The 22,036-nt window shown below is 70.4% G+C and carries 18 protein-coding genes and 1 pseudogene; 14 read left to right on the plus strand and 5 right to left on the minus strand.

Translation table 11 applies throughout. From position 1 onward, the window contains the following. From fxsT to ACFWV8_RS15360, 3 genes are all read right to left on the minus strand, one after another. Positions 1–2,288, minus strand: a 2,288-nt coding sequence (gene fxsT / locus ACFWV8_RS15350; protein ID WP_384201307.1) for an FxSxx-COOH system tetratricopeptide repeat protein, incomplete at its 3' end; no start/stop codon positions are given. Positions 2,289–2,536: 248 nt separating this feature from the next. After that, on the minus strand, positions 2,537–2,971 hold the full coding sequence (locus tag ACFWV8_RS15355; protein ID WP_384201310.1) for a hypothetical protein: 435 nt from the start codon (positions 2,969–2,971) through the stop codon (positions 2,537–2,539). A gap of 150 nt (positions 2,972–3,121) precedes the next feature. After that, the gene (locus ACFWV8_RS15360) at positions 3,122–3,892 is read right to left on the minus strand and encodes a GntR family transcriptional regulator (RefSeq protein WP_384201313.1); all 771 of its coding nucleotides are present in this window, start codon (positions 3,890–3,892) and stop codon (positions 3,122–3,124) included. Between the two features lie 161 nt (positions 3,893–4,053). Between ACFWV8_RS15360 and ACFWV8_RS15365 the strand changes: the two genes are divergently transcribed. The 4 genes from ACFWV8_RS15365 (at position 4,054) to ACFWV8_RS15380 (ending at position 7,612) form a co-directional block, all read left to right on the plus strand. Then, on the plus strand, positions 4,054–4,425 hold the full coding sequence (locus ACFWV8_RS15365) for a hypothetical protein (protein ID WP_384201315.1): 372 nt from the start codon (positions 4,054–4,056) through the stop codon (positions 4,423–4,425). After that, entirely contained in the window at positions 4,425–5,726 is a 1,302-nt protein-coding gene (locus ACFWV8_RS15370; protein ID WP_384201318.1) for an FtsK/SpoIIIE domain-containing protein, read from the plus strand. Before ACFWV8_RS15365 ends, ACFWV8_RS15370 begins: the two co-directional genes overlap by 1 nt. Further along, a complete protein-coding gene (locus ACFWV8_RS15375; protein WP_242574040.1) occupies positions 5,723–5,917 on the plus strand; it encodes a hypothetical protein in 195 nt (64 codons plus the stop codon). Before ACFWV8_RS15370 ends, ACFWV8_RS15375 begins: the two co-directional genes overlap by 4 nt. Before the next feature lie 273 nt (positions 5,918–6,190). Continuing rightward, complete coding sequence (locus tag ACFWV8_RS15380; RefSeq protein ID WP_384201321.1) at positions 6,191–7,612, plus strand: replication initiator; 1,422 nt, start codon at positions 6,191–6,193, stop codon at positions 7,610–7,612. Positions 7,613–7,790: 178 nt separating this feature from the next. On the opposite strand, the gene ACFWV8_RS15385 is transcribed toward ACFWV8_RS15380, so the two are convergent. Together ACFWV8_RS15385 and ACFWV8_RS15390 are read right to left on the minus strand one after the other, a co-directional pair. Then, complete coding sequence (locus ACFWV8_RS15385; RefSeq protein ID WP_384201325.1) at positions 7,791–9,227, minus strand: recombinase family protein; 1,437 nt, start codon at positions 9,225–9,227, stop codon at positions 7,791–7,793. A gap of 31 nt (positions 9,228–9,258) precedes the next feature. Continuing rightward, positions 9,259–10,044 (minus strand): annotated as a pseudogene (locus ACFWV8_RS15390) (aminotransferase class I/II-fold pyridoxal phosphate-dependent enzyme); the annotation flags it as partial. Positions 10,045–11,003: 959 nt separating this feature from the next. Between ACFWV8_RS15390 and ACFWV8_RS15395 the strand changes: the two are divergent. The 10 genes from ACFWV8_RS15395 to ACFWV8_RS15440 all read left to right on the plus strand — a co-directional run bounded on the left by ACFWV8_RS15395 (position 11,004) and on the right by ACFWV8_RS15440 (position 22,007). Next, positions 11,004–11,522, plus strand: a complete 519-nt coding sequence (locus ACFWV8_RS15395; protein ID WP_384201328.1) for a DUF2617 family protein — start codon at positions 11,004–11,006, stop codon at positions 11,520–11,522. A 151-nt stretch (positions 11,523–11,673) separates the two neighbouring features. Further along, positions 11,674–13,314, plus strand: coding sequence for a polyamine aminopropyltransferase (locus ACFWV8_RS15400; RefSeq protein WP_384201331.1), 1,641 nt, complete (start codon positions 11,674–11,676; stop codon positions 13,312–13,314). A 59-nt stretch (positions 13,315–13,373) separates the two neighbouring features. After that, the gene (locus ACFWV8_RS15405) at positions 13,374–15,119 is read left to right on the plus strand and encodes a hypothetical protein (protein ID WP_384201334.1); all 1,746 of its coding nucleotides are present in this window, start codon (positions 13,374–13,376) and stop codon (positions 15,117–15,119) included. Between the two features lie 16 nt (positions 15,120–15,135). Further along, positions 15,136–15,954, plus strand: a complete 819-nt coding sequence (locus ACFWV8_RS15410) for an aldose 1-epimerase (RefSeq protein ID WP_384201337.1) — start codon at positions 15,136–15,138, stop codon at positions 15,952–15,954. 35 nt (positions 15,955–15,989) lie between these two features. Next, complete coding sequence (pyrE, locus tag ACFWV8_RS15415; RefSeq protein ID WP_384201340.1) at positions 15,990–16,535, plus strand: orotate phosphoribosyltransferase; 546 nt, start codon at positions 15,990–15,992, stop codon at positions 16,533–16,535. Positions 16,536–16,639: 104 nt separating this feature from the next. Further along, the gene (fbaA, locus tag ACFWV8_RS15420; protein ID WP_384201342.1) at positions 16,640–17,671 is read left to right on the plus strand and encodes a class II fructose-bisphosphate aldolase; all 1,032 of its coding nucleotides are present in this window, start codon (positions 16,640–16,642) and stop codon (positions 17,669–17,671) included. 151 nt (positions 17,672–17,822) lie between these two features. Next, entirely contained in the window at positions 17,823–18,986 is a 1,164-nt protein-coding gene (locus ACFWV8_RS15425) for a MalY/PatB family protein (RefSeq protein ID WP_384201345.1), read from the plus strand. A 24-nt stretch (positions 18,987–19,010) separates the two neighbouring features. Beyond that, a complete protein-coding gene (locus ACFWV8_RS15430) occupies positions 19,011–20,504 on the plus strand; it encodes an MFS transporter (RefSeq protein ID WP_384201348.1) in 1,494 nt (497 codons plus the stop codon). A gap of 94 nt (positions 20,505–20,598) precedes the next feature. After that, a complete protein-coding gene (locus tag ACFWV8_RS15435; RefSeq protein WP_329384123.1) occupies positions 20,599–21,012 on the plus strand; it encodes a DUF3151 domain-containing protein in 414 nt (137 codons plus the stop codon). Between the two features lie 152 nt (positions 21,013–21,164). Then, a complete protein-coding gene (locus tag ACFWV8_RS15440; RefSeq protein ID WP_384201352.1) occupies positions 21,165–22,007 on the plus strand; it encodes a DUF3152 domain-containing protein in 843 nt (280 codons plus the stop codon). The last annotated feature ends 29 nt before the right edge of the window (positions 22,008–22,036 follow it).

Below are 22,036 nucleotides of genomic sequence, written 5' to 3' on the forward strand. Positions count from 1 at the left end.
CCCGCCGACCGGTAGGCGCTCGCGAGGTTGTTGCGGGAGGCGAGGGTCGAAGGGTGGTCCTTGCCCAGGATCCGCAGGCGGTCGGTGAGGGTCTGCTTGTACAGGGTGATGGCACGTCCCAGGTTTCCCGCTGACTCGTAGGCGCCGGCGAGGTTGTTGCGGGAGGTCAGGGTGGAAGGGTGGTCCTTGCCCAGGACCCGCAGGCTGTCGGTGAGGGTCTGCTTGTACAGGGTGATGGCACGTCCCAGGGTTCCCGCCGACTCGTAGGCGGCCGCGAGGTTGTTGCGGGAGGCGAGGGTGTCGGGGTGGTCCTTGCCCAGGATCCGCAGGCGGTCGGTGAGGGTCTGTTCGTACAGGGTGATGGCACGTCCCAGGTTTCCCGCCGACCGGTAGGCGCTCGCGAGGTTGTTGCGGGAGGCGAGGGTCGAAGGGTGGTCCTTGCCCAGGATCCGCAGGCGGTCGGTGAGGGTCTGTTCGTACAGGGTGATGGCACGTCCCAGGTCTCCCGCCGACCGGTAGGCGCCGGCGAGGTTGTTGCGGGAGGCGAGGGTCGAAGGGTGGTCCTTGCCCAGGATCCGCAGGCGGTCGGTGAGGGTCTGTTCGTACAGGGTGATGGCACCCCCGAGATTCCCTGCCGAGTCATAGGCGCCAGCGAGGTTGTTGCGGGAGGTGAGCGTGTCGGGGTGGTCCTTGCCCAGGATCCGCAGGCGGTCGGTGAGGGTCTGTTCGTACAGGGTGATGGCACGTCCCAGGTCTCCCGCTGACTCGTAGGCGGCCGCGAGGTTGTTGCGGGAGGTGAGGGTGTCGGGGTGGTCCTTGCCCAGGATCCGCAGGCGGTCGGTGAGGGTCTGTTCGTCCAGGGTGATGGCACGTCCCAGGTCTCCCGCCGACCGGTAGGCGCCGGCGAGGTTGTTGCGGAAAACCAGGGTGGAAGTGTGGTCCTCGCCGAAGAGACGGGCGCCGTCGGTGAGGGTCTGTTCGTACAGGGTGATGGCACGTCCCAGGTCTCCCGCCGACCGGTAGGCGCTCGCGAGGTTGTTGCGGGAAGCCAGGGTGTCGGGGTGGTCTTCGCCAAAGAGGCGGACTGAGGTGGTGGTGGAGCGTTCGGCGTAGCTGGTGGCTTGGCTGAGTTGGCCTTGGCTCAACAGAAATTGCGTCGTGTTGCGCAGGATGGTGGCGGTGCTGGTGGTGTCTGTGTCGGGATGGGTGTGGGTGAGGTGCGCGCTGATGTGGGGGAGCAGGGCCCGCCAGCGTGGCCATCCGGTGGTGTTTGTCGTTGGGTTGTTGGGCAGTGTGTTGCGGATCTGGGTTGCGGCGGTGTTCTGGGCTTGCTGGATGGCTTGTTCGGTGCGGTGGGGGTCGTGTGGGTCGGGGGTTCGGGTGACGGCTTGGACGAGGCGGTGGGTGGAGGCCGTGTTCTCGTCAAGGGTGATCATGCTGAAGTCGTTGAGGAGGGCGAGGGCGTCGGCTTCGGCGCCGGGGTCGTCGGCGAGGCCGTCGAGCAGGTCGCGGGGTATGTCGTGGGGGGCGAGCCAGGCCATGATCTGAAGGAGGTGGACGGCCAGGGGGTCGCGTTCGGCGATGGTGTCGAGGGTGATGCGCCAGGTGCGGGCGATGGTGGTGCGGTGGGGATCGCCGTTGCCGGGGGTGTTGAGCATGCGGGCGGTCTGGGTGCGGAAGCGCTGGAGGTAGCCGGTGAAGGTGCCGCGTGTGCGGCGGATGTGGGTGCCGGCCTGTTCCAGGGCGAGGGGGAGGTGTCCGAGTTCGTCGGCCAGTTCCCCGGCGGCGGGGTGCTCGGAGGGATCGTTCCGCCGGGTGAGTTGGCACAGCAGGCTGATCGCGGCTTGGGGAGGCAGGACGTCCAGGTGCAGCGGCTGGCCGGCGATGGTGTCCCAGTCGTGGGTGAGGCGGCTGGTGATGAGTTTGTGGCCGTTGGTGAGTCTGGCGAGGTAGGGCGTGAGGTGGTCGGGGTGGGTGGCGTTGTCGAAGACCAGGAGCCATCCGGGGTGGGTGTCGAGCCAGGCCAGGGCCCATTGGGCCAGTGCGTCGTTGGCGGTGGTGCCGGTGTCGGTTCCGGGGTTGGCCCGGGTGGTGAGCTGGGCCAGGGAGTCGGTGATGGTCTCGGGTGTCTCGGCGTTGATCCACCAGACGGTGGTGTAGTCCAGGCGGTGGCTGTGGGCGTAGTGCAGGGCCAGGGTGGATTTCCCGACTCCGCCGAGCCCGGACATGGCCTGGGCGACGACCTGGGTGGCCGTCTGTTCCTTCCGGAGTTGCAGAGTCTGCTCCATGATGGTCATTTCCCTCTCCCGGCCCACGAATTGGTGGGGGGTGGGGCGTGGGAGGTTGTGCATCGCGTGCGGACACGTGACGTCCGCCGGTGGCGGCAGCACCAAGGGGGCTTGGACGGTCGTGTCCCCGGTGGATATGGGGCCGTAGTTGTCGCCGCCCACGGCCGGTGATCGTGCCCCGGAGGTGCTGGGACCGGACCTGTCCGAGGCAGGGGTCTGTGCCATGTCGTCGGTCATGAGCGGTGGTCTCAGTGGGTGGAGTCGCCGGTGTGGATGGTGCCGTAGTTGCTGCCGCCCACGGCCGGTGACCTCTCACCTGACGTGGAGACGGTGACCGTGCTGGGTGCGGCGGGTCGGGTCCATCCGGCGATGTTGGCCGCGAGATCCGGGTCCGCCGTCAGCAGGCGCCGGATCTGTACTCGGAGCACCGCTGCCAGGTCCGCGTCATCGGGTGCGTCGGCCAGGTCGGTGATGCAGTGGACGACGGCGTCCTGCCCGGCCGTCGGGTCCGCGTCGGGGGTGTCCCGGCCGGTGAGGCGGCGCAGCACCCGCTGGCCGAACAGGACGGTGGCGTCGGCTGCTCCGCTCTCTACGCGGGCCAGGACTGCGGCCCCGTAGGCGGTGACGGCAGCGGTGGCGTACGGCGTGAGGTCCTGCGCGAGCTGGACCGCGTCCACGGACATGAAGCATCCCCCCTGGGCAGAACGCGCTCCTGATGCCAGAACACAGCGGCGCGATGAACCACTCAGCGTAGCCAACGGCCGCGCCCCTCGGTCCATGAACCCACTGAACTCGCAAGCCCCGCGCAGGACCAGCCTGTGAAGGCGCTCGGTTCAGACGGCGTGGAGTGCGCGGGGGCTGTCGGCGGTGATGCGGTAGGCGAGTTGGGTGCGGTCGGCGCCGGTGCGGAGTTCTTCGAGGATCAGTGGGTGTTGGTCGGTGCTGTGGGTGATGCGGGTGGCGTGGATGATCGGGGTCGCGTCAGGGGTGTGGAGTGCGGTGCGTTCGTCGGGGAGGGGCATGCGGGCGCTGACGGTTTCGTGCCAGGTGAGTGCGTGGCCGGCCTTGGTGAGTAGGGCGTAGATCTGTTCCGGTTCGGTGTCCGGGGCTTCGGCGAGCTGCTTCACCTGGTCCGCGGTGGCGAACGGGATGAGGATGCGGTGCAGCGCGCGGGTCTCGGTGTCCGGGTCGGTCAGTAGCCGGTCGACGGCGAACAGCGCTTCGCCTTCGGCCAGTTCGAGCAGCGGGCCCGTGCTCGCTGTTGTGGTGGTGCGGTAGACGGTCGGGGCTTCGGCCTGTTGCCACTGGTGGTGGCCGGTGCGGAAGTTCTTGCCGCTGCGGGTGATGGTCCGTTCGATGGTGACCGCTGGAGCGGGTACGGCGCGGACGTAGCTGCCCTTGCCGTGGATGACCTCGATGAGCCCTTCCGCGCGCAGTGCGGCAATCGCCTTGCGGACGGTGGGCCGGCTGACCTTGTAGCGGTCGATGAGCTGGGCTTCTGAGGGGAGCGGGGCTCCGGGGGTGTACTCGCCCGTGCTGATGCCGCTTCGGATCTCGGCGGCAACCTGCTGGTACAGCGCACCGGGTCGCTGGATCTCTCCCATGCCGGGCACTCCTCGTCACCTGTTGCGGATCGTCATGACGTGAGCTGACGTCACTCGTAAGCATAAGTGGTTGCGCTTCTCGGTCAAGGCATGCACACTCTCCACTCGTAAGCACGAGTGACATCACGTGATGTCTTGATGATCGAGGAGGCCCCACCTTCATGCAGTCCATACCTGTGGACACATCCCGGCTCGGCGTACTGCGGTGCGCCGTCGAACCCGAACCCAAGATCGCGAATTTCGAAACCAAGGAGGTCAAGAGGGACAAGGAAGGCAACACCATCTACAGCGTCGCCGTGACGGTCCGCCAGGAAGGGCGCCGCGTCTCGGTGATCGAGATCTCCGTCACCGGAGAACCCAAGGGAGTTGTCGAAGGTGCAGAGGTACGCGTGATCGGCCTCGACGCCTTCTCCTGGGCCATGGGTGACCGGCACGGAATCAGCTTCCGCGCCGCCGCCATCACCCCCGTACCCGCCAGCGGCACAACGGCTGCCGGACCCGCCGGACCTGCCGGCAAGGGTGGTGGAGCCTGATGGGACCGATCATGCTCGCCTTCTCCCTCGCCCTGCTGGCCTGGCTGCTGGTCGTCGGCAAGGAGGTGCAACAGCGGCGGCCGGACTGGCACTGGTACCTGACCGGCTACCCCCGCACCGCCCTCCTGGTGATGGTCACCTGGCGCAAGGTGGCATACGTCAACGACCTGACGGTCTCCCACAAGCCCAATCACCACATCGTGGGCGGCATAGCCGTCAAGGGTGAACCCCTGCGAACCCTCACGCCGCGCTGCTCCTTCCCCCGCCCCACACCGAACGGTTTGGAACTGACGGTCCGGCTCCGGGCGGGGCAGACTCCGGCCGCCTTCCTGGCAGCGGTCGACGCCTTCGCGCACTCGTGGCGCATGCACGCGGTACGGGTCACCTCGCCGGAACGTGGCGTTGTACTCATCGCCGCGACGGCGAGCGATCCACTGGAACGTCCCGACCGTCCCGCCGTGCGAGAGTCGGCGGCGCTGCTGTCGGCGGTGGTCGGCGCGCTGGAGACGGGCCGGGCGTGGGTGATGGACTTTCGACGCGTGCCGCACTGGCTGATCGTCGGCGCGACGCAGTCGGGTAAGTCCACGCTCATCGCGCGGTTGATCACCGAACTCGCCCCGCAACCAGTCGCCTTGGTCGGCGTCGACTGCAAGGGCGGCATGGAACTGGGTCTGTTCGAACAGCGGCTCTCTGCCCTGGCCACCTGTCGCAGTGAGGCGGTCACCGTCCTCGGCGCGCTGGTGACCGACATGCAGGAGCGCATGAGGCTCTGCCGTGAGGCGGGCGCCCGGTCGATATGGGACCTGCCCGACAAGGAACGGCCGGTGCCGGTCGTCGTGATCATCGACGAACTCGCAGAGCTGTACCTGACCAACGGCAGCAAGGAGCAGCGAGCAGAGGCCGAGCAATGCTCGACCTACCTCCTGCGGCTGGCCCAACTCGGCGCGGCCCTCGGCGTCCACCTGGTGGTGGCCGGCCAGAGGATCGGCTCCGACCTTGGGCCCGGAGTCACCGCCCTCCGAGCCCAGTTGGGCGGCCGGATCTGCCACCGCGTCAACGATCCCGGCACGGCGGAAATGGCGCTCGGCGACCTCAACAAGGACGCCGTGGTGGTCGCTCAGTCGATCGGTGAGATGGAACAGGGCGTCGCCGTGACGACGGGCGACCTGGGCGGCTGGATGCGTGGCCGGTCCCATCTGACGACAACGGCCGAAGTGCAGTTGACCGCTGGGGAGTTCTCGGACCTGACCCCGTGCCTGCCGTACCTGTCGAGCCCGGTCGAAGGGGGTGATGACGCATGAGCGAGTCGACGGCTCTGCCGCTGATGCTCGTCTTCGGGCTCGTGACCGTGCTCCTCGTCCGCTCCCGCGAGGTGCGGTGGTGGGAAGCGGTACTGATCGCCCTGTTCGGCATGTACCTGGGACAGACACCGGTCATCTTCACGGCCGACGGGCTCGTGAACTGGTTCCTGTCCGGCTTCACCCACACCTGAGTACTGGGAGGGACCAGACCATGCCCATGCGCCGTGTCCGTTGCCCGATCTGCAAGGGCGAGCGCTACCGCAAAACCCGTACCGGCCACCGGCGGCGCTGCCGCTGCTGCCGGGGCACCGGCACCATCCGCTGAACCACCCACCCACTGACAGACCGGGAGTGATCTCCATGGACGAATCCCACCCAACCCAAACCATCCGTGCCGCTACGGCGGCCCAACCCGGGAGGTCGCCACCATCCCCGCCGAGAATCCCTCGGCTGACAGACGCGCCGTGCTCGACCGCGCGGCGCGTCTGCGTCAGCTCTCCGAAGTCGACCAAGACCTGATCCGCCTCGTCCAAGACCCCCGGTTCGGCCGGTGGTTGGAGCAAGTGAGCGCTACCGGCGGCTGCGCCCACCCGATCCACCTCACCGGATCGACCACCACCCGCGACGCCGGCACCGGCGAAGTCCTGCACCACTACGACACCGCCACAGAACCCGGTGAACGGCTGCTGATCCGCTGCCGCAACCGCCGCGCCACCGTCTGCGCCCCCTGCTCCCGCCTCCACGCGGGCGACACCTTCCACCTGGTCCGCGCCGGACTCGTCGGCGGCAAGTCCGTACCCGCAGACGTACAGGAACGCCCCCGCCTCTTCCTCACCCTGACGGCCCCCTCTTTCGGTCCCGTCCACCGCACCACCACAGACGGCGAACGATGCCGTCCCCGCCGTCACGCTGACCGGTGCGAGCACGGACGCTCACCCGGCTGCCCGGCCACCCATGACGAGACCGACCCGTTCGTCGGCCAACCGCTGTGCCCCGGCTGCTACGACTACCCGGCTCACGTCCTGTGGCACGCGCACGTGGGGCGGCTGTGGAAGGCGTTCACGGACAACCTCTATAACCACCTGGCCACGCGCACCGGTCACACCCGTGCCGCTCTGCGCCATGCCGTGCGGATCTCCTACGCAAAGGTCGCCGAGTACCAACGGCGCGGCGCCGTCCACGTACACGCAGTGATCCGACTCGACGGCGCACACGGGCCCGACACCCCGCCCCCGCCCTGGGCGACCGCCGAAGTCCTCGCCACCGTAGTACGCACCGCTGCGGCGGCCGTACGACTCCACACCCCGTACAGCCCCGCCCTGGGAGAACATGAACTGCGCTGGGGCGCCCAGCTCGACGCCCGGCCCCTCCGCGCCTTCGGCAGTCGCGACGGCCTGGCCGACGACGCCGTAGCCGCGTACGTCGCGAAATACGTCACCAAAGGAGCCGCCGAAACCTCCGCCGGCCTCGACCACCCAATCACCGGCCCCACCGACATCACTGCGGCACGACTGTCAGCCCACGTACGCACCCTCATTGGCACATGCTGGCGACTCGGCGGCCTCCCCGAACTGGAACCGCTGCGCCTGCGCGCCTGGGCCCACACCCTCGGATACCGGGGGCACATCCTCACCAAGTCCCGCGCCTACTCGACCACTTACGGGGCCCTGCGCGCCGAACGCGCCGACCACGAACGGGCCGCACCCGACTACACCGACGAACCCGACGCGATCACCGATGCCCACTGGCGATACGTCGGCTCCGGCCACACCCCCGGCGCCGCCCTGATCGCCGCAGGCATCGCCGAAGACCGTGCCCGGAACCGCGAGATCTCCCGCGAAGAACTGGAGTGCATAGCCGCGGGCGGCGGTGTCCGTGACAGATGACGAACGAGGCGGGCCGCAACGAATGGCGGCCTGTCGGTCCGCCAAGAGGCCGGGTCTGGACCCTGATGAGAAGTGGGCGGCGGCCGTGCGTCGCGAGGCTGCGAAGTTCCCGACTCACATCGGGCCGAGGAGCGCGGCCAGACTCGCGCAGCTCCTCGGCCCATGAGGGGACTTCTGCTCAGTCCAGCCCGTTCGGCTTGATGGTGATCCGGTCGGTGTCGAAGTTGCCCACGCCGGACGCCGGTCCGATGACGATGCCTCCGAACAGGAACCGGTAGATCGCGTTCATGCGGGCGTAGTCCTCCCCCTTCTCCAGCCGCTTCCAGCTCTCTTCGGCGCCCGGTCCTGCGATGCCCTCCAGAACGGCCACAGGCCGTACAACGGTCTGCTTCTGCCGCTCCTTCATCCGTGCCTCGATCTCGCGCCGCTTCTGGCGGTACTCACGCGTGGGCATCTCGTCGGCATCCCACATCTCGTACAGGTCCCTGAGCTTCTGGGCGTCCTTCTCGTCCGCCTCCACATCGGTGGGCGGCCTGGTGGTCGCTGCGGGCGTCCGGCCGCTGATGTCCAGCTTCGACAACACCTCGACGGCGACGGCACGCGCGAAACGCTCCAGGGGCTCAGCCGCGATCGTGCGCTTGCACGCCGTTCCGTCCACGGCCACCCGGCGCGTACAGCGGTACTCGGGGACACTTCCGGAGTTCCCGGCCATCGTCCGGCCGCATGTGCACATGACGACACTGCGCAGCAGGTAGTAGCGCGTCGATTTGTTCTTCTCCGCTGACCGCTCGGCGCGGAACTTCCGCTTCTCCTGGGCCTCGTCCCACTGGCCCCGGTCGATGACGGCGGGCCAGTTGCCGACGCCGTGTTCCTCGCCCCGGAACATCCGGATACCGGCAACGTGCCGTGAGTCGATCAATGCCCGTACGGTGTCGGGCCCCCAAGTCTTCCCCAACGCAGTCGTGATCTTCCGCTCGTTGAGGTCGCGGGCAATGGCGCGCGGTGACTGCCCCGCGAGGAACCGCCGAAAGACCTCGCGGACGATCTCGGCCTCGGCCTCGACGATGTCCATGCCGTTCTTCGTGTACCCGTAGCGGCGTCGGCCGGTGTGCGGCGTTCCGGCGTTGGCCCGGTCGTCCATCGCGTCCTTCAAGCGGCGTGAGGTGTCGTCCGAAGAGCGGCAGGCGTGAGCCACCTCGATACGCAGGATGAATCGGTCGTCAGGGTCGGTGAGATCGCGCCGGTTCGCCTCGCCGTGCAAGGTGATGTGGTTGCTGTCGGAGATGGACAGCAGCTCTTCGAGGTCCCTGGGCTGCCTCATGAGCCGGTCCGGGTGGTAGGCGATGAGGTGGCGGATACCGCCTTCCTCCATCTCCTTGAGCATCGCGTCCCATCCGGGGCGCTTGCGGTCCCTGCGCCAAGCGGAACGGTTGTTGTCCACGAAGATGTTCGATGCCGGGACTAAGAGGCGCAGCCGCTCCGCGATCTCCCGGCAAATGCGCTCTTGGCGGTCTACGCCCGTCTGGTCGTCGTCATCGACGTGGGATATCCGGCAGTAGATCGCCGCCTCTTCGCCAGGGGTGATGGCCTGCTGCTTCGCCTTGTTGTTCGCCATACAGGGGAGTGTACGAACAGGGAATGAGTCAGCCGACCTTCCAGCCGGTGAACGAGAACGTCTTCCCGCTTGAGGAGATGGTGACCGTGCGCTCGCGCATCCCCGGGAAGGACGCGAGGGGCAGATGCTCGCCGTCGAAGACCAGGTGCTCGTACACCTCGTCGGTGACCACCAGCAGATCCCGCTCGACGGCGAGCGCCGCCACGGCCGTCAGCTCGGCGTGCGTGAGGACGGTGCCGGTGGGGTTGTGCGGGGTGTTGAGCAGGATCAGCCGGGTGCGCGGGGTGACGGCGTCGCGCAGCTCGTCCAGGTCCAGGTGGTACGCCCCGTCGCGGGGCCGCAGCGTGACGGGGACGCGCGTGCCGCCCGCCAGGGCGATGGAGGCGGCGTACGAGTCGTAGTACGGCTCCAGGGCGATCACCTCGTCGCCGGGCTCCACGAGGGCGAGCAGCGACGCGGCGATCGCCTCGGTGGCGCCGGCGGTGACCAGGACCTCGGTGTCGGGGTCGTACGCCAGGCCGTACCGCCTCAGCTGGTGGTCGGCGATCGCGGTGCGCAGCTCGGGGATGCCGGGGCCGGGCGGGTACTGGTTGCCGCGGCCGTCGCGCAGGGCCCGTACCGCCGCCTCCCTGACCTCCTCCGGGCCGTCGGTGTCCGGAAAGCCCTGGCCCAGGTTGATCGCGCCGGTGCGGACGGCCAGCGCCGACATCTCGGCGAAGATCGTCGTCCCGAACTCCGCGAGGCGTCGGTTGAGCAGGGGGCGGTGGCGCTCGGGGGCGTCGCTCGCGGCGGACGACGTGGGATTCGTGGCGGTCATGGCGGCCATCCTGCGCCGAAGCTCTGGACTTGCTCAAGTCTGCTTTGGGCTCGTGGGGCGGGGGGCATTCCCCAGTCACACAAGAAGACGGCACGAAAGCCGATCACCGGCGGAGCCGGTCACGCGACGGCGCGGGGGCCTCGCCACGGGGGAACAGAAAGACGGTGAAGACGATGAACGTTGTGGGTCTGGCCTTCGGGCTTCTCGCACTGTTGGTTGTCGGGCTCCTGTTCGCGATAGGGGCCTATTCGAAGAACCGGCGGGCACGGAACGGCAATCGGGGTGTCCGGCTCTCCGGAAGCCGCCGGTCCGGTGGGGGACACGGGGGCGGTGACAGCGGCGGGAGCGGCGGGAGTTGGTTCTCCAGCGGTGACGGAGGCGGCTCCTCGTCCTGCGGAGGGGGTTCGTCCTCCTGCGGCGGAGGCGGCGGGGGGTGCGGCGGCGGAGGCAGCTGACACGGGGCAGCTGGTCCGTGGCCACTGAAGGTGCCCGGCGGGGTGAACTCCCGCCGGGCACCTTCATGTTGATCGTCGGGGCGCCGGTCCCGCCGTGAGCTGCCGGGACGTTGAGCGATTTTTGGTTGAACAGTTGAACTGCGGCACCCCCGAGGGGATGGAAACCCAGTCAAGTTGGGTAAAAACGCTGTGAGCGCCCCTTACTTCGTGATTCTCTCGCTGTTGAGATTTTCCAGCCCCCGAACCTTGGGTGCTCGAACCTCGGACTTTCGCGCGGAGCCGAGCAGACGATCTCCTACTTCCGCCGGCCCGCAATTCCCGTCATTCAGCTCCTGGTCCCCGGTTCTCACTTCTCTGCTCGTAAGTCCCAACGGTTCACAGCTCACAGCTCACATCTCACAGTTCACCGCGTTCACCACTCGCAACTCAGGCGTCACTTCCCCCCATTCATTCTCCGGGACGCCACCCGGTCCATATCGTCAAGCGTGTTTGCGGAGCCGACCAATGCTCAGAACTCTGAATACCGCCTACACCGACACCCGTGCCGCCGATCTGGCCTGGGAGTTGGGGCGCGAGCCGCTTCCCGCGCTCGCCGTTCTCGATCTCGAACTGTCCGGCGCCAAGCTCCAGTTGAGGCTCCTCGGCGCCTCCCACCAGGTGCTTCTCGAAGAGGAGCGGGGCAGTTGCTCCGAGACGGTGGCGTGCATTCCCGGCAGCAGTACGCCGCTGCCGCTCGGTGTCGCCGAGCGCGTGGGGGAGTGGGAGTACGAATTCGCCGCGCGCGTCGAGATGTTGTCGCGCGGCTCGTTCGCGGGGCGCGCGCAGGAACTGCTCGCGCTGGTCGCGGACCATCCGAACGGACTCGCGGGCACGTTCCCGGGTGACCCGCACGCGTTCACGGCGATGCTCGTGCGGCGGCACGAGGGGCAGGTGTCCTGGCTCACCTGGCACGCGTACCCACAGGAAGGTGCGCTGGTGGTGACCCGGACACGGGTGGGGGTGCGGGTGCCGGTGAGTCTGTAGGGGTGTGTGGGGCCACGACCCCTCGCGGGTGGGAGCGACAGGAACTCGCCGGTGGGAGCGACAGGAATAGGCCATGGGGAGAGGTGTGAACGAGAGTTACCACCCTTGTGGGTGACAAGCCGCACGGAAGTCGTGACGTAGCGTTACTGGAATGATCGACCAGTCTGTGGTCGCGCCGGCGGAAAGCGCGCCGCGACTGCCCGTCCGACCCAGCGCGGGTCGCTTCCTGATCCTCGCCGTGGTTTTCGTGTGTGCCGCGTGCGGGCTGGTGTACGAGCTGGAGCTGGTGGCCCTCGCGTCGTATCTGATCGGGGATTCGGTCACGCAGGCCTCGGTGGTCCTGTCCCTGATGGTCTTCGCGATGGGCCTCGGGTCGCTGCTCGCCAAGCGGCTGCGCTGCCGGGCGGCGGTGGGATTCGGCCTGGTGGAGGCGGCGCTCGCGCTGCTCGGGGGCTGCTCGGCGATGGTGCTGTACGCGACGTTCGCCTGGATGGGGGAGTCGCGGTACGCGCTGATCGGCTTCTCGCTCGCCATCGGGGTCCTCATCGGCGCGGAGATCCCGCTGCTGATGACGCTCATCCAGCGGGTCTCCCGGCAGGACGCCGGCGGGACCGTCGCGGATCTCTTCGCGGCGGACTATGTGGGCGCGCTGGTCGGCGGGCTGGCGTTCCCGTTCCTGCTGCTGCCGTGGTTCGGGCAGCTGACGGGCGCGTTGCTGACCGGCGCGGTGAATGTGGTGGCGGGGGGCGCGCTCGTGCTCTGGGTCTTCGGCCGCGACCTGACGGGCCGCGAGCGGGGGCTGCTGCTGCTCGTGAACGTCCTGGTGCTCGCGGTGCTGGGGGGCGCGGCCGTGCTGGTGGACGACTTCGAGCGGGCCGCGAGGCGTGCGGTGTACGGAGACGGGGTGCGGGTCGCGGTCCAGACCGACGTCCAGGAAGTGGTGCTGACGGGCGGGTGGGGCGGGCGGGATTCGCGGGGCGGTCCGTTGGACCTGTATCTGGACGGGCGGCTGCGGGTCAGCGAGCGCGACGAGTTCCGGTACCACGAGGCGCTGGTGCATCCCGCGATGAGCGGTCGGCACGAGCGGGTGCTGATCCTGGGCGGCGGCGACGGGCTCGCGGCGCGGGAGGTGCTGCGATACGGGGACGTCCGTTCGGTCACGCTCGTGGAGCTGGACCCGGGTGTCGCGCGCCTGGCGCGTACGGACCCGGCGCTGGCGGGGCTGAACGAGCATGCGTATGACGACACCCGGCTGCGGGTGGAGTACGCGGACGCGTTCGCGTGGCTGCGGGAGCGGGGGGCGGAGCGGGGGCCGGGGCCGGAGCCGTACGACGTGGTCATCTCGGACCTGCCCGACCCCGGCATCACCCCGAGCACCAAGCTCTACTCGGAGGAGTTCTACGGGCTCGCCTCCCGGGTGCTCGCGGAGGGCGGGCGGCTGGCGGTGCACGCGGGGCCGCCGGCCGCCCGGCCGCGTACGTACTGGACGGTGGACGCGACGTTGCGGGCGGCCGGGTTCGGGACGAGTGCGTACAGCGCGACGGGGCGGGCGTCCGGTTTCGGCGCGGGGCCGGACCGGGCGGCGGGGGCGGCGGAGGCGGTCGCGGGGCAGGACTGGGGCTTCGTCCTGGCCGCCGTCGGCCGCCCGCCGAGGGTGGAGCTCCCCCCGGACGCGCCCCGGCTGCGCTCGCTGGCCGCGCCGGTGCTCGAAGCGGGGGTCCTCGGGGCGGAACGCACCCGGTTGCGCGATCTGCCGCCGTCGACGCTGGTACATCCGCGGTACGTGGGCTGAGGGGGCCGTTGTGCGCGGAGGGGCGCCTGAGTCGGCGGGGCTGAGTAGGCTCGGGACCCATGGAGCATGAGGTGTTCATTCCGGTTCCGGCTGAGACCCTCCGCGAGGCGCTGAGGGACCACGCCCGCGTCGCGCGCTGCGTCCCCGGCCTCCAACAGGACGCGGACGACTCGGCCCGCCCGCTCTCGGGCCGCCTGAAGGTCCGCGTGGGCGGCCACACGATCACCTACCGGGGCGCACTGACGCTCACGGAACGGGCGGGCGGCTTCACGGCGAAGGGCGAGGGCGCGGAGGTCCGTGGTACGGGCTCCGCGAAGCTGAACGTCCGCCTCCGCCTCACGGAGACCGCCGCGGGCACGACGGTCACGTTCACGGCGACGTCCACGTCGACGGGCCGCCTCACGGAAATCGACGCCCCGACCTCAGAAGCAACGGGCCGCCGCCTGCTGGACCGCTTCGCGATGGCGCTGCGAAGGGGTGACGACTCGTCGGCGAACGGGGGGTCGGCGGGGCCGGCCGCCGGGCGGGGCGAGGACGTTGCGTCTGCCTCTTCCGGGGGGTCGGCGGGCGCCGATGCCCGGCAGGGCCGGGACGTCGCGGCGTCGGGCGACGCGTCTGGTGGTGGCGAGCGTGCGGCGGATGCCCCTGGTGCTGACGGGGCTGCTGGTGACGCCGGTGGAGCGCCGGGCGAGGACGTTGCGGAGTCTGCCGCCGAATCTGGTGGTGGCGAGCGTGCGGCGGATGCCCCGGGCGCTGACGAGGCTGCGGGTGGCGGGCCTGACGCCTCCGGCGTCGGTGGTGGGCGGGACAAGACGCTGCCGTCGGCGGGCGACGTGTCCCCCGCCTCTGGCGGGGCGGCGGGCGCCGCCCCCGGGCGGTCCACGGCGCCTGCCGCCGAGTCGGGTGAGGCTGAGGGGCCGGATGCCGCCAGCGTCGCTGACGCTGAGCCGGGCGCCGGGCGGGACGGGGACGTTGCGGCTGCGGCCGACGCGTCTGATGGTGGCGAGCGTGCGGCGGACGCTGATCGGCCGACCGAAGGCCCTGGCTCCGACGCGGCTGCTGGTGATGTGCCGGACGCCTCCGGCGCCGGTGGTGGGCGGGGCGAGGAGCTGCCGTCGGCGGGCGACGCACCCCCCGCCTTTGGCGGGACGGCGGGCGCCGACCCCGGGCAGGGTCCGGACGTCGCGCCTGCGGGCGACGCGCCTGCCCCTTCCGGCGGGGCGGCGAGCCCCGACGACTCGGGCAGCGGGGACCGGCCGGATGCTGACCGTGGCGTCGCTGGCGCGAGTGGTGGGCAGGGCGAGGACCGCGACGTGTCCCGTGCCGGGTCAGGTGCCGCGGATGCCGATCGAACAGCCGAAGACTCTGGCGCCGATAAGGATGCGGGCGGTGGGTCCGACGCCGGGCGGGGCGAGGACGTGGCTCCTGCAGCCGACGCCGATGCCGATCGACCCGGCGACGACTCCGCGGCCGGCGGCGACGCCGATCAACCCGCCGAGCCCCCCGGATTCGAGCAGGACCCCGACAGCTTCGATGACACCCTCGGGTTCGGGGACACCTCCTCCGGGGACGGGGACTTTCTGGTGCCCCTCGATCCGCCCGCCGAGGCCGCCCATGCGCGGCGGACCATGATTGGGCGGAGTGCCGAGGAAGTTGATCACGCGCCGCCCCGTGGGCGTTACGCGCCCGAGCAGGCCCCCGAGTCCGGGGGTGCCGGTGCCGCGATCAGGTGGGTGGCGCCCGCCGCCGCGCTCGCCATCGCGGGGGCCGTCGTCGTAGGGCGCGCGCTGCGGCGCAGGCGTTGAGCCGTAGGGTCATGGCGTGAGTACGGAAACGGACCAGAAGCGCGAGATCCGACTGGCGGCCGGCGACGCCGAGTTGACCATCCATCCGGCGAACGGCTGCCGCGTCGCGAGCCTGCGCGTCGGTGGTACGGAGCTGCTGCGGCAGGGCGACCGGTACGGCTGCTTCCCGATGGTGCCCTGGTGCGGCCGGGTCGAGCACGGGCGGTTCGGCAACGGCGGCATCACCCACCAACTGCCCCTCAACTCCCCGCCCCACGCCATCCACGGCACCGGCCGCGACACCTCATGGCGCACCGCGCGCAAGGGTGAGACCGAGGCGGCGTTCACGTACGAGCTCGCCGACCCCTGGCCGTACACCGGTCGCGTCACGCAGCTCTTCGAGCTCACCGGCGACTCCCTGACGCTCACGCTCGGCGTCGAGACGTACGACGACTCCTTCCCCGCGCAGGCGGGCTGGCACCCCTGGTTCCTCCGCCACCTGGACGGCCGTACGGCCGACGAGGACGCCGTACGCCTCGACTTCTCCCCCGCCTGGCAGGAGGAGCGCGGTGCGGACCATCTGCCGACCGGCCGCCGTATCGACCCCCTCCCCGGCCCGTGGGACGACTGCTTCGGGATGCCCGACGGCGTCGCGGCCACGCTGACCTGGCCGGGACGGCTCGAACTGAAGGTGGCCAGTACCGCCGAATGGGCCGTCGTCTACGACGAGCAGGCCGAGGCCGTCTGCGTCGAGCCGCAGACCGGTCCGCCGAACGGGCTGAACACCCTGCCGCGCCTGGTCACGCCCATCGACCCCCTGGAGATCCGGACGACCTGGAGCTGGCGCCGGCTCTGAGGAGGCCCCGCGGACCGGGTCGTAAGCTCAGGGCCATGACTGACGTACGTGCTGAGCTGCTCCAGCAGATCAAGGACAAGGCCGTCGTGCACGGCAAGGTGACCCTGTCGTCCGGCATCGAGGCCGACTGGTACATCGATCTGCGCCGTATCACCCTGGACGGGCAGGCCGCGCCGCTGGTCGGGCAGGTCATGCTCGACACCGCCGCTGCCGCCGGTCTGGACTACGACTGCGTGGGCGGCCTGACGCTCGGCGCCGACCCCGTCGCGACGTCGATGCTGCACGCGTCCGCCGCGCGCGGCGCGAGCCTGGACGCGTTCGTCGTACGCAAGCAGGGCAAGGCCCACGGGATGCAGCGCCGGATCGAGGGCGCGGACGTGAAGGGCCGCCGCTGCCTGGTGGTGGAGGACGTGTCGACGACCGGCGGTTCGCCGCTGACCGCCGTCGACGCGGTGCGCGAGGCGGGCGGCGAGGTCGTCGCCGTCGCGGTGATCGTCGACCGGGGGGCCGCCGGAGCCGTGGAGACCGCGGGGCTGCGGTACGTCAGCGCGTACACCCTGCCGGACCTCGGCCTGGCCTGAGCCTCACCGTACGGACAAGAGTCTGGAAAGATGAGGGCGACAATGACGTCGCCCCCAGGTCAGGGACAAAGCACCTCAACCCGCACATCACAAGGAGCGGCCCGATGCCCATCGCAACCCCCGAGGTCTACGCCGAGATGCTCGACCGGGCGAAGGCAGGCAAGTTCGCCTACCCGGCCATCAACGTGACCTCGTCCCAGACTCTGCACGCCGCGCTGCGCGGCTTCGCGGAGGCCGAGAGCGACGGCATCATCCAGATGTCCACCGGTGGTGCGGAGTTCCTCGGCGGTCAGTACAACAAGGACATGGCCACGGGCGCCATCGCGCTCGCGGAGTTCGCGCACATCGTGGCCGCCAAGTACGACGTCACGGTCGCGCTGCACACCGACCACTGCCCCAAGGACAAGCTGGACACCTACGTACGTCCGCTCCTCGCGGTGTCGTCCGAGCGCGTCAAGAACGGCCGGAACCCGCTGTTCAACTCGCACATGTGGGACGGCTCCGCCGAGACCCTCGCCGACAACCTCACCATCGGTGAGGAGCTGCTCGCGCAGGCCGCCGCCGCGAAGATCATCCTTGAGGTCGAGATCACCCCGACCGGCGGCGAGGAGGACGGCGTCACGCACGAGATCAACGACTCCCTCTACACGACCGTCGACGACGCGCTGCGCACCGCGGAGGCCCTGGGCCTGGGCGACAAGGGCCGCTATCTGCTGGCCGCGTCCTTCGGCAACGTGCACGGCGTCTACAAGCCGGGCAACGTCGTGCTCCGTCCCGAGCTGCTGAAGGACCTCCAGGAGGGCGTGGCCGCGAAGTACGGCAAGCCCGCGGGCAGCCAGCCGTTCGACTTCGTCTTCCACGGCGGCTCCGGCTCCTCCGTCGAGGAGATCGCGACGGCGCTGGAGAACGGCGTCGTGAAGATGAACCTCGACACCGACACGCAGTACGCCTTCACGCGGCCGGTCGCGGACCACATGTTCCGCAACTACGACGGTGTGCTGAAGGTCGACGGCGAGGTCGGCTCCAAGAAGACGTACGACCCGCGCACGTGGGGCAAGGCGGCCGAGGCGGGCATGGCGAAGCGCGTCTCCGAGGCGTGCGGGGCGCTGCGCTCGGCGGGCACCAAGCTCAAGTAACCAACGGCCAACGGCAGTACGTGGCCAACGGCCGTACGCGGTCGACGAACGGCCGTACGCGGCGGGCCCGGCGCCTCCTGGGGTGCCGGGCCCGTGTGCTGCCAGGCCCGGCTCACGCGCTGCCCGGCCGCCCGTCCCGAGGAGGACCCCTGTGGGCTACGACTTCGACACCCCCGTGGACCGCCGCGGCACCTGGAGCGTCCAGTGGGACGGCGTCGCCGACCGCTTCGGCGTCGACGGACTCCTCCCCTTCACCATCTCCGACATGGACTTCGCCTGCGCGCCAGAGGTGCTCGCCGCCCTCCAGGCGCGCCTCGCCCACGGCGTGCTGGGCTACACGGACTGGCGCCACGAGGACTTCCTGTCGGCGCTGCGGCACTGGTTCGCCACCCGCTACGACACCGAGCTGGACACCGACCGCGTCGTCTACGCGCCGTCCGTGCTCAACCAGGTGTCGCAGTTGCTTCGGATGTGGACCGCCCCCGGCGACGGCGTGGTCGTCCACACCCCCACATACGACGGTTTCCGCAAGGCGGTCACCGGGCTCGGCCGTGAGCCGCGCGGGGTGCCGGTGGGCGATTCGGCGGCGCTGGAGCGGGAGCTCGGGAGGGCCGACAGCAGAGTGCTGATCCTGTGCTCGCCGCACAATCCGACGGGCCGGGTGTGGACGGAGGGCGAACTGACGGAGTTCGCGAAGCTCGCGGCGGCGTACGACGTGGCGGTGATCAGCGACGAGATCCACGCCGACTTCGTCCACCCCGAATTCGTCCCGGCCGGCCGCCGCCATCTGCCGTGGACCCGGTTCGGCACGGGCCGGTGGGCGATCGTCACCTCGGCCTCGAAAGCCTTCAACTTCCCCGCGCTCAGCGGCTCGTACGGCATCATCGGCGACCCGGACGACCACGCGGAGTTCACGCGCCGGATGCTGACGGCCGAGGGCCTCGCCTCACCCGCCGTCCTCGCGCTGACGGCCCACATCGCCGCGTACCGCGAGGGCGCGCCCTGGCTGGACGCGCTCAACACCTACCTCGCGGCCAACCTCCGCATGCTCGCCACCCGCCTCGACGCGGCCTTCCCCCAACTCGCCTGGCGCCCACCGGAGGCCGGTTATCTCGCCTGGATCGACCTGCGTCCCCTGGGCGTGGCCGACGACGAGCTCCAGCGCGAGCTGATCGAACGCGAGAAGGTGGCGATCATGCCGGGCACGACGTACGGCTGCGAAGGCTTCGTCCGCCTCAACGTCGGCTGCCCGCGCGCCAAGGCGGAACGGGGCACGGCGGCCCTGATTCGTGCGCTCCGCCGGCTCGCCACGTAACCTCCGGGCGGGGAGGATTTGCTTATGGATATCAGGCTGGGCACGGCCGTCGGCCGGTGGATCGTGTTTACCACGGTGCTCGGGTCCACCATGGCGCTGCTCGACTCCACCGTCGTCAATGTCGCCCTGCCCCACATCGGTGACGATCTCAACGCCGATCTGGCCGACCTTCAGTGGACGGTCAACGCGTACATGCTCACGCTCGCCGCGCTGATCCTGCTCGGGGGATCGCTGGGGGACCGGTACGGGCGGCGGCGGATCTTCGTGGTGGGGATCGTGTGGTTCGCTCTCGGATCGCTCATGTGCGGGCTCGCGCCGACCGCCGAGGTGCTGATCGTCGCGCGCGCGTTGCAGGGGGTGGGCGGGGCGCTCCTGGTGCCCGGGTCGCTCGCGTTGATCCAGGCCAGTTTCCATCCGGACGACCGGGCGCGCGCGGTGGGACTGTGGTCGGGGCTCGGGGGTGTCGGTGCCGCCATCGGGCCGTTCCTGGGCGGGTGGCTGGTGGACGGGCCCGGCTGGCGCTGGATCTTTCTGCTGAACGTGCCGCTCGCCGCGATCTGTGCGCCGGTGGCTCTGCGACATGTGCCCGAGTCGAAGGACCCGGCCGCGCACGGCCGGTTCGACGTGGGCGGCGCGGTGCTGGGCGCGGTCGCGCTGGGGCTGGTGACGTACGCGCTGATCGCGAAGGTGTGGTGGTCGGGGATCGCGGGCGTGCTGGTGGCCGTGGCGTTCGTGGTGCTGGAACGGCGGCGGCCCGATCCGATGCTGCCGCCGTCGATCTTCGCCTCGCGGTTGTTCACGTCGGTCAATGTGGTGACGCTGTGCGTGTACGCGGCGTTCGGCGGGTTCTTCTTCCTCGCGTCGTTGCAGCTCCAGGTCGTCGTGGGTTACTCGGCGCTCGGCGCCGGGACCGCGCTGCTGCCGACGACCGTGCTGATGCTGCTGTTCTCGGCCAGGTCGGGCGAGCTGGGCGCGAAGATCGGGCCGCGTATTCCGCTCACGGTGGGGCCGCTGCTCTGTGCGAGCGGTCTGCTGCTGATGCTGCGGGTCGGCGCGGGCGCCTCGTACGTACGGGACGTACTGCCCGCGCTGGTGGTGATGGGCCTCGGCATGGTGACGCTGGTGGCGCCCCTGACCGCGACGGTCCTGGCGTCCGTCGACAGCTCGCGCGCCGGACTCGCCAGTGGCATCAACAACGCCGCCGCGCGCGCCGCGGGCCTGCTCGCGGTGGCCGCGCTGCCGCTGCTGGCGGGCGCGGGGCCGGAGGTGTACCGGTCGGCGACGCAGTTCGACGCGGCCTTCGACCGGGCGATGCCCCTGTGCGCGGGGATCCTGGTGGTGGCGTCGCTGATCGCCTGGACCGCCGTGCGTACACCGAAGGCCGCCGAGGAAAAGAAGGCCGAGGCCGCCCCCAGCCTGCCGCAGTGCAAGGTGAACTGCGGGCTGTCGGCGCCGCCGCTGGAGCCCAGCCGGACGCCGAAGGGGAAGGAGGCGGGAGCGTCCGCCGCAGACGCGTGAAGGCCCCCCGGTTCCGGGCCGTGCGTCCGCGATTGCCGGTGGCAAACCCGCACCACCGCCACGGAATCCGACGCGACCTGGGACACTCGGAAGCATGGCCATCCACAAAGACCTTCTTGGGGGACCGCCCCCCACGCACCTGCCCGACGACCCCGAGCCGCGCGAGCTTCTCGCGAACGGGACGGCGCCCGCCGATGTCGCGGCGAAGTACCCGACCTCGTCGCTCGCGTGGGCCCAGCTCGCCGACGACGCGTTCGAGAACGGCCGGGTCGTCGAGTCGTACGCGTACGCCCGCACCGGCTACCACCGTGGCCTGGACTCCCTGCGCCGCAGCGGCTGGAAGGGGCACGGCCCGGTGCCGTGGGAGCACGAGCCGAACCGTGGCTTCCTGCGCGCCCTGCACGCGCTGGCCCGCGCCGCGCAGGCGATCGGCGAGCAGGAGGAGTACGAGCGCTGCACGGTCTTCCTGCGGGACTCCTCGGCGGTGGCGGCCGACACCCTCGGCTGAGGGCGGCTGCCGCAGGTCACGCAGGTCCGTGGCCGTCCGAAAGGCTACGGACCTGCGGCGCGCGGTCGATACGATCGCACACGCCATCGAATCCGGTACGAGGTCCCGGCACCCTCTCCCCGACGCCGGCCGAAGCAGGGGAGAAGTCCGTCTTGGGCAAGCGTGTCGTGGCCCGGCGCCGTCCGATCGCCCGCGCCGTGTTCATCGGCGTGTGTCTGACCGCCGTCTTCGTAGGTGGCGGCGCGGCCATCGCCGACTGGGCGGGGAGCGACCGCACGGCCGAAGCGGCGCCCGAGGACCCCGCGGACGGCCCGGCCGATGACGCGTCCGACGCGGAATCCGGGGCGCACGAGCCCGCGGCCCCCGGGGGCTCGAACGTCGCCCCCGACCCCGTCGTCTCCCCCGACTCCGCACGCCGTATCCCCGTCCCCGACGACGGCCCCGGCACCTTCACCACGGCCCGCTCCACCGGCACGAAGGCAGGCTCCGGCGACACCGTCCGCCGCTACAAGGTGCAGGTCGAGAAGGGCATCGAGCTCTCCGAGCGGCAGGCCGCCGTCGAGATCGAGACAATCCTCGCGCACCCCCGGGGCTGGACATCCGACGGCCGTAACTCCTTCCAGCTCGTCGCCTCCGGCCCCTCCGACTTCGACGTGAAGATAGCGACGCCCGGCACGGTGGACGAGATCTGCGGCGCCGCCGGCCTCCTTACGCGCGGCGAGGTGAACTGCACCGTCGGCCGCACCGTCGTCGTGAATCTCAAGCGCTGGGTGCTGGGCTCCGAGCAGTTCGAAGGACCGGTCTCCGAGTACCGCGCGCTGATCATCAACCACGAGGTCGGCCACCGGCTGGGCCGGGGCCATGTCACCTGCGGCGGCGACGGCGAGCCCGCGCCGGCGATGATGCAGCAGATCAAGGGCCTGCACGGCTGCGTTGCGAATGCATGGCCGTACGCCGAGAACGGGACGTACATCACAGGCCCGGCGGTGCCGTGAAGTCGGGATTATGATGCGAACAGGGGACC

The sequence above is a fragment of the Streptomyces sp. NPDC058665 genome, assembly GCF_042714995.1.
Lineage (GTDB): Bacteria > Actinomycetota > Actinomycetes > Streptomycetales > Streptomycetaceae > Streptomyces.

Excerpts from the sequence above, each read along its gene's own strand:
- ACFWV8_RS15355 (WP_384201310.1), bottom strand. The coding sequence starts at position 2,971 with ATGTCCGTGGACGCGGTCCAGCTCGCGCAGGACCTCACGCCGTACGCC.
- ACFWV8_RS15360 (WP_384201313.1), bottom strand. The coding sequence starts at position 3,892 with ATGGGAGAGATCCAGCGACCCGGTGCGCTGTACCAGCAGGTTGCCGCC.
- ACFWV8_RS15365 (WP_384201315.1), top strand. The coding sequence starts at position 4,054 with ATGCAGTCCATACCTGTGGACACATCCCGGCTCGGCGTACTGCGGTGC.
- ACFWV8_RS15370 (WP_384201318.1), top strand. The coding sequence starts at position 4,425 with ATGGGACCGATCATGCTCGCCTTCTCCCTCGCCCTGCTGGCCTGGCTG.
- ACFWV8_RS15375 (WP_242574040.1), top strand. The coding sequence starts at position 5,723 with ATGAGCGAGTCGACGGCTCTGCCGCTGATGCTCGTCTTCGGGCTCGTG.
- ACFWV8_RS15385 (WP_384201325.1), bottom strand. The coding sequence starts at position 9,227 with ATGGCGAACAACAAGGCGAAGCAGCAGGCCATCACCCCTGGCGAAGAG.
- ACFWV8_RS15395 (WP_384201328.1), top strand. The coding sequence starts at position 11,004 with ATGCTCAGAACTCTGAATACCGCCTACACCGACACCCGTGCCGCCGAT.
- ACFWV8_RS15400 (WP_384201331.1), top strand. The coding sequence starts at position 11,674 with ATGATCGACCAGTCTGTGGTCGCGCCGGCGGAAAGCGCGCCGCGACTG.
- ACFWV8_RS15405 (WP_384201334.1), top strand. The coding sequence starts at position 13,374 with ATGGAGCATGAGGTGTTCATTCCGGTTCCGGCTGAGACCCTCCGCGAG.
- pyrE (WP_384201340.1), top strand. The coding sequence starts at position 15,990 with ATGACTGACGTACGTGCTGAGCTGCTCCAGCAGATCAAGGACAAGGCC.
- fbaA (WP_384201342.1), top strand. The coding sequence starts at position 16,640 with ATGCCCATCGCAACCCCCGAGGTCTACGCCGAGATGCTCGACCGGGCG.
- ACFWV8_RS15430 (WP_384201348.1), top strand. The coding sequence starts at position 19,011 with ATGGATATCAGGCTGGGCACGGCCGTCGGCCGGTGGATCGTGTTTACC.
- ACFWV8_RS15435 (WP_329384123.1), top strand. The coding sequence starts at position 20,599 with ATGGCCATCCACAAAGACCTTCTTGGGGGACCGCCCCCCACGCACCTG.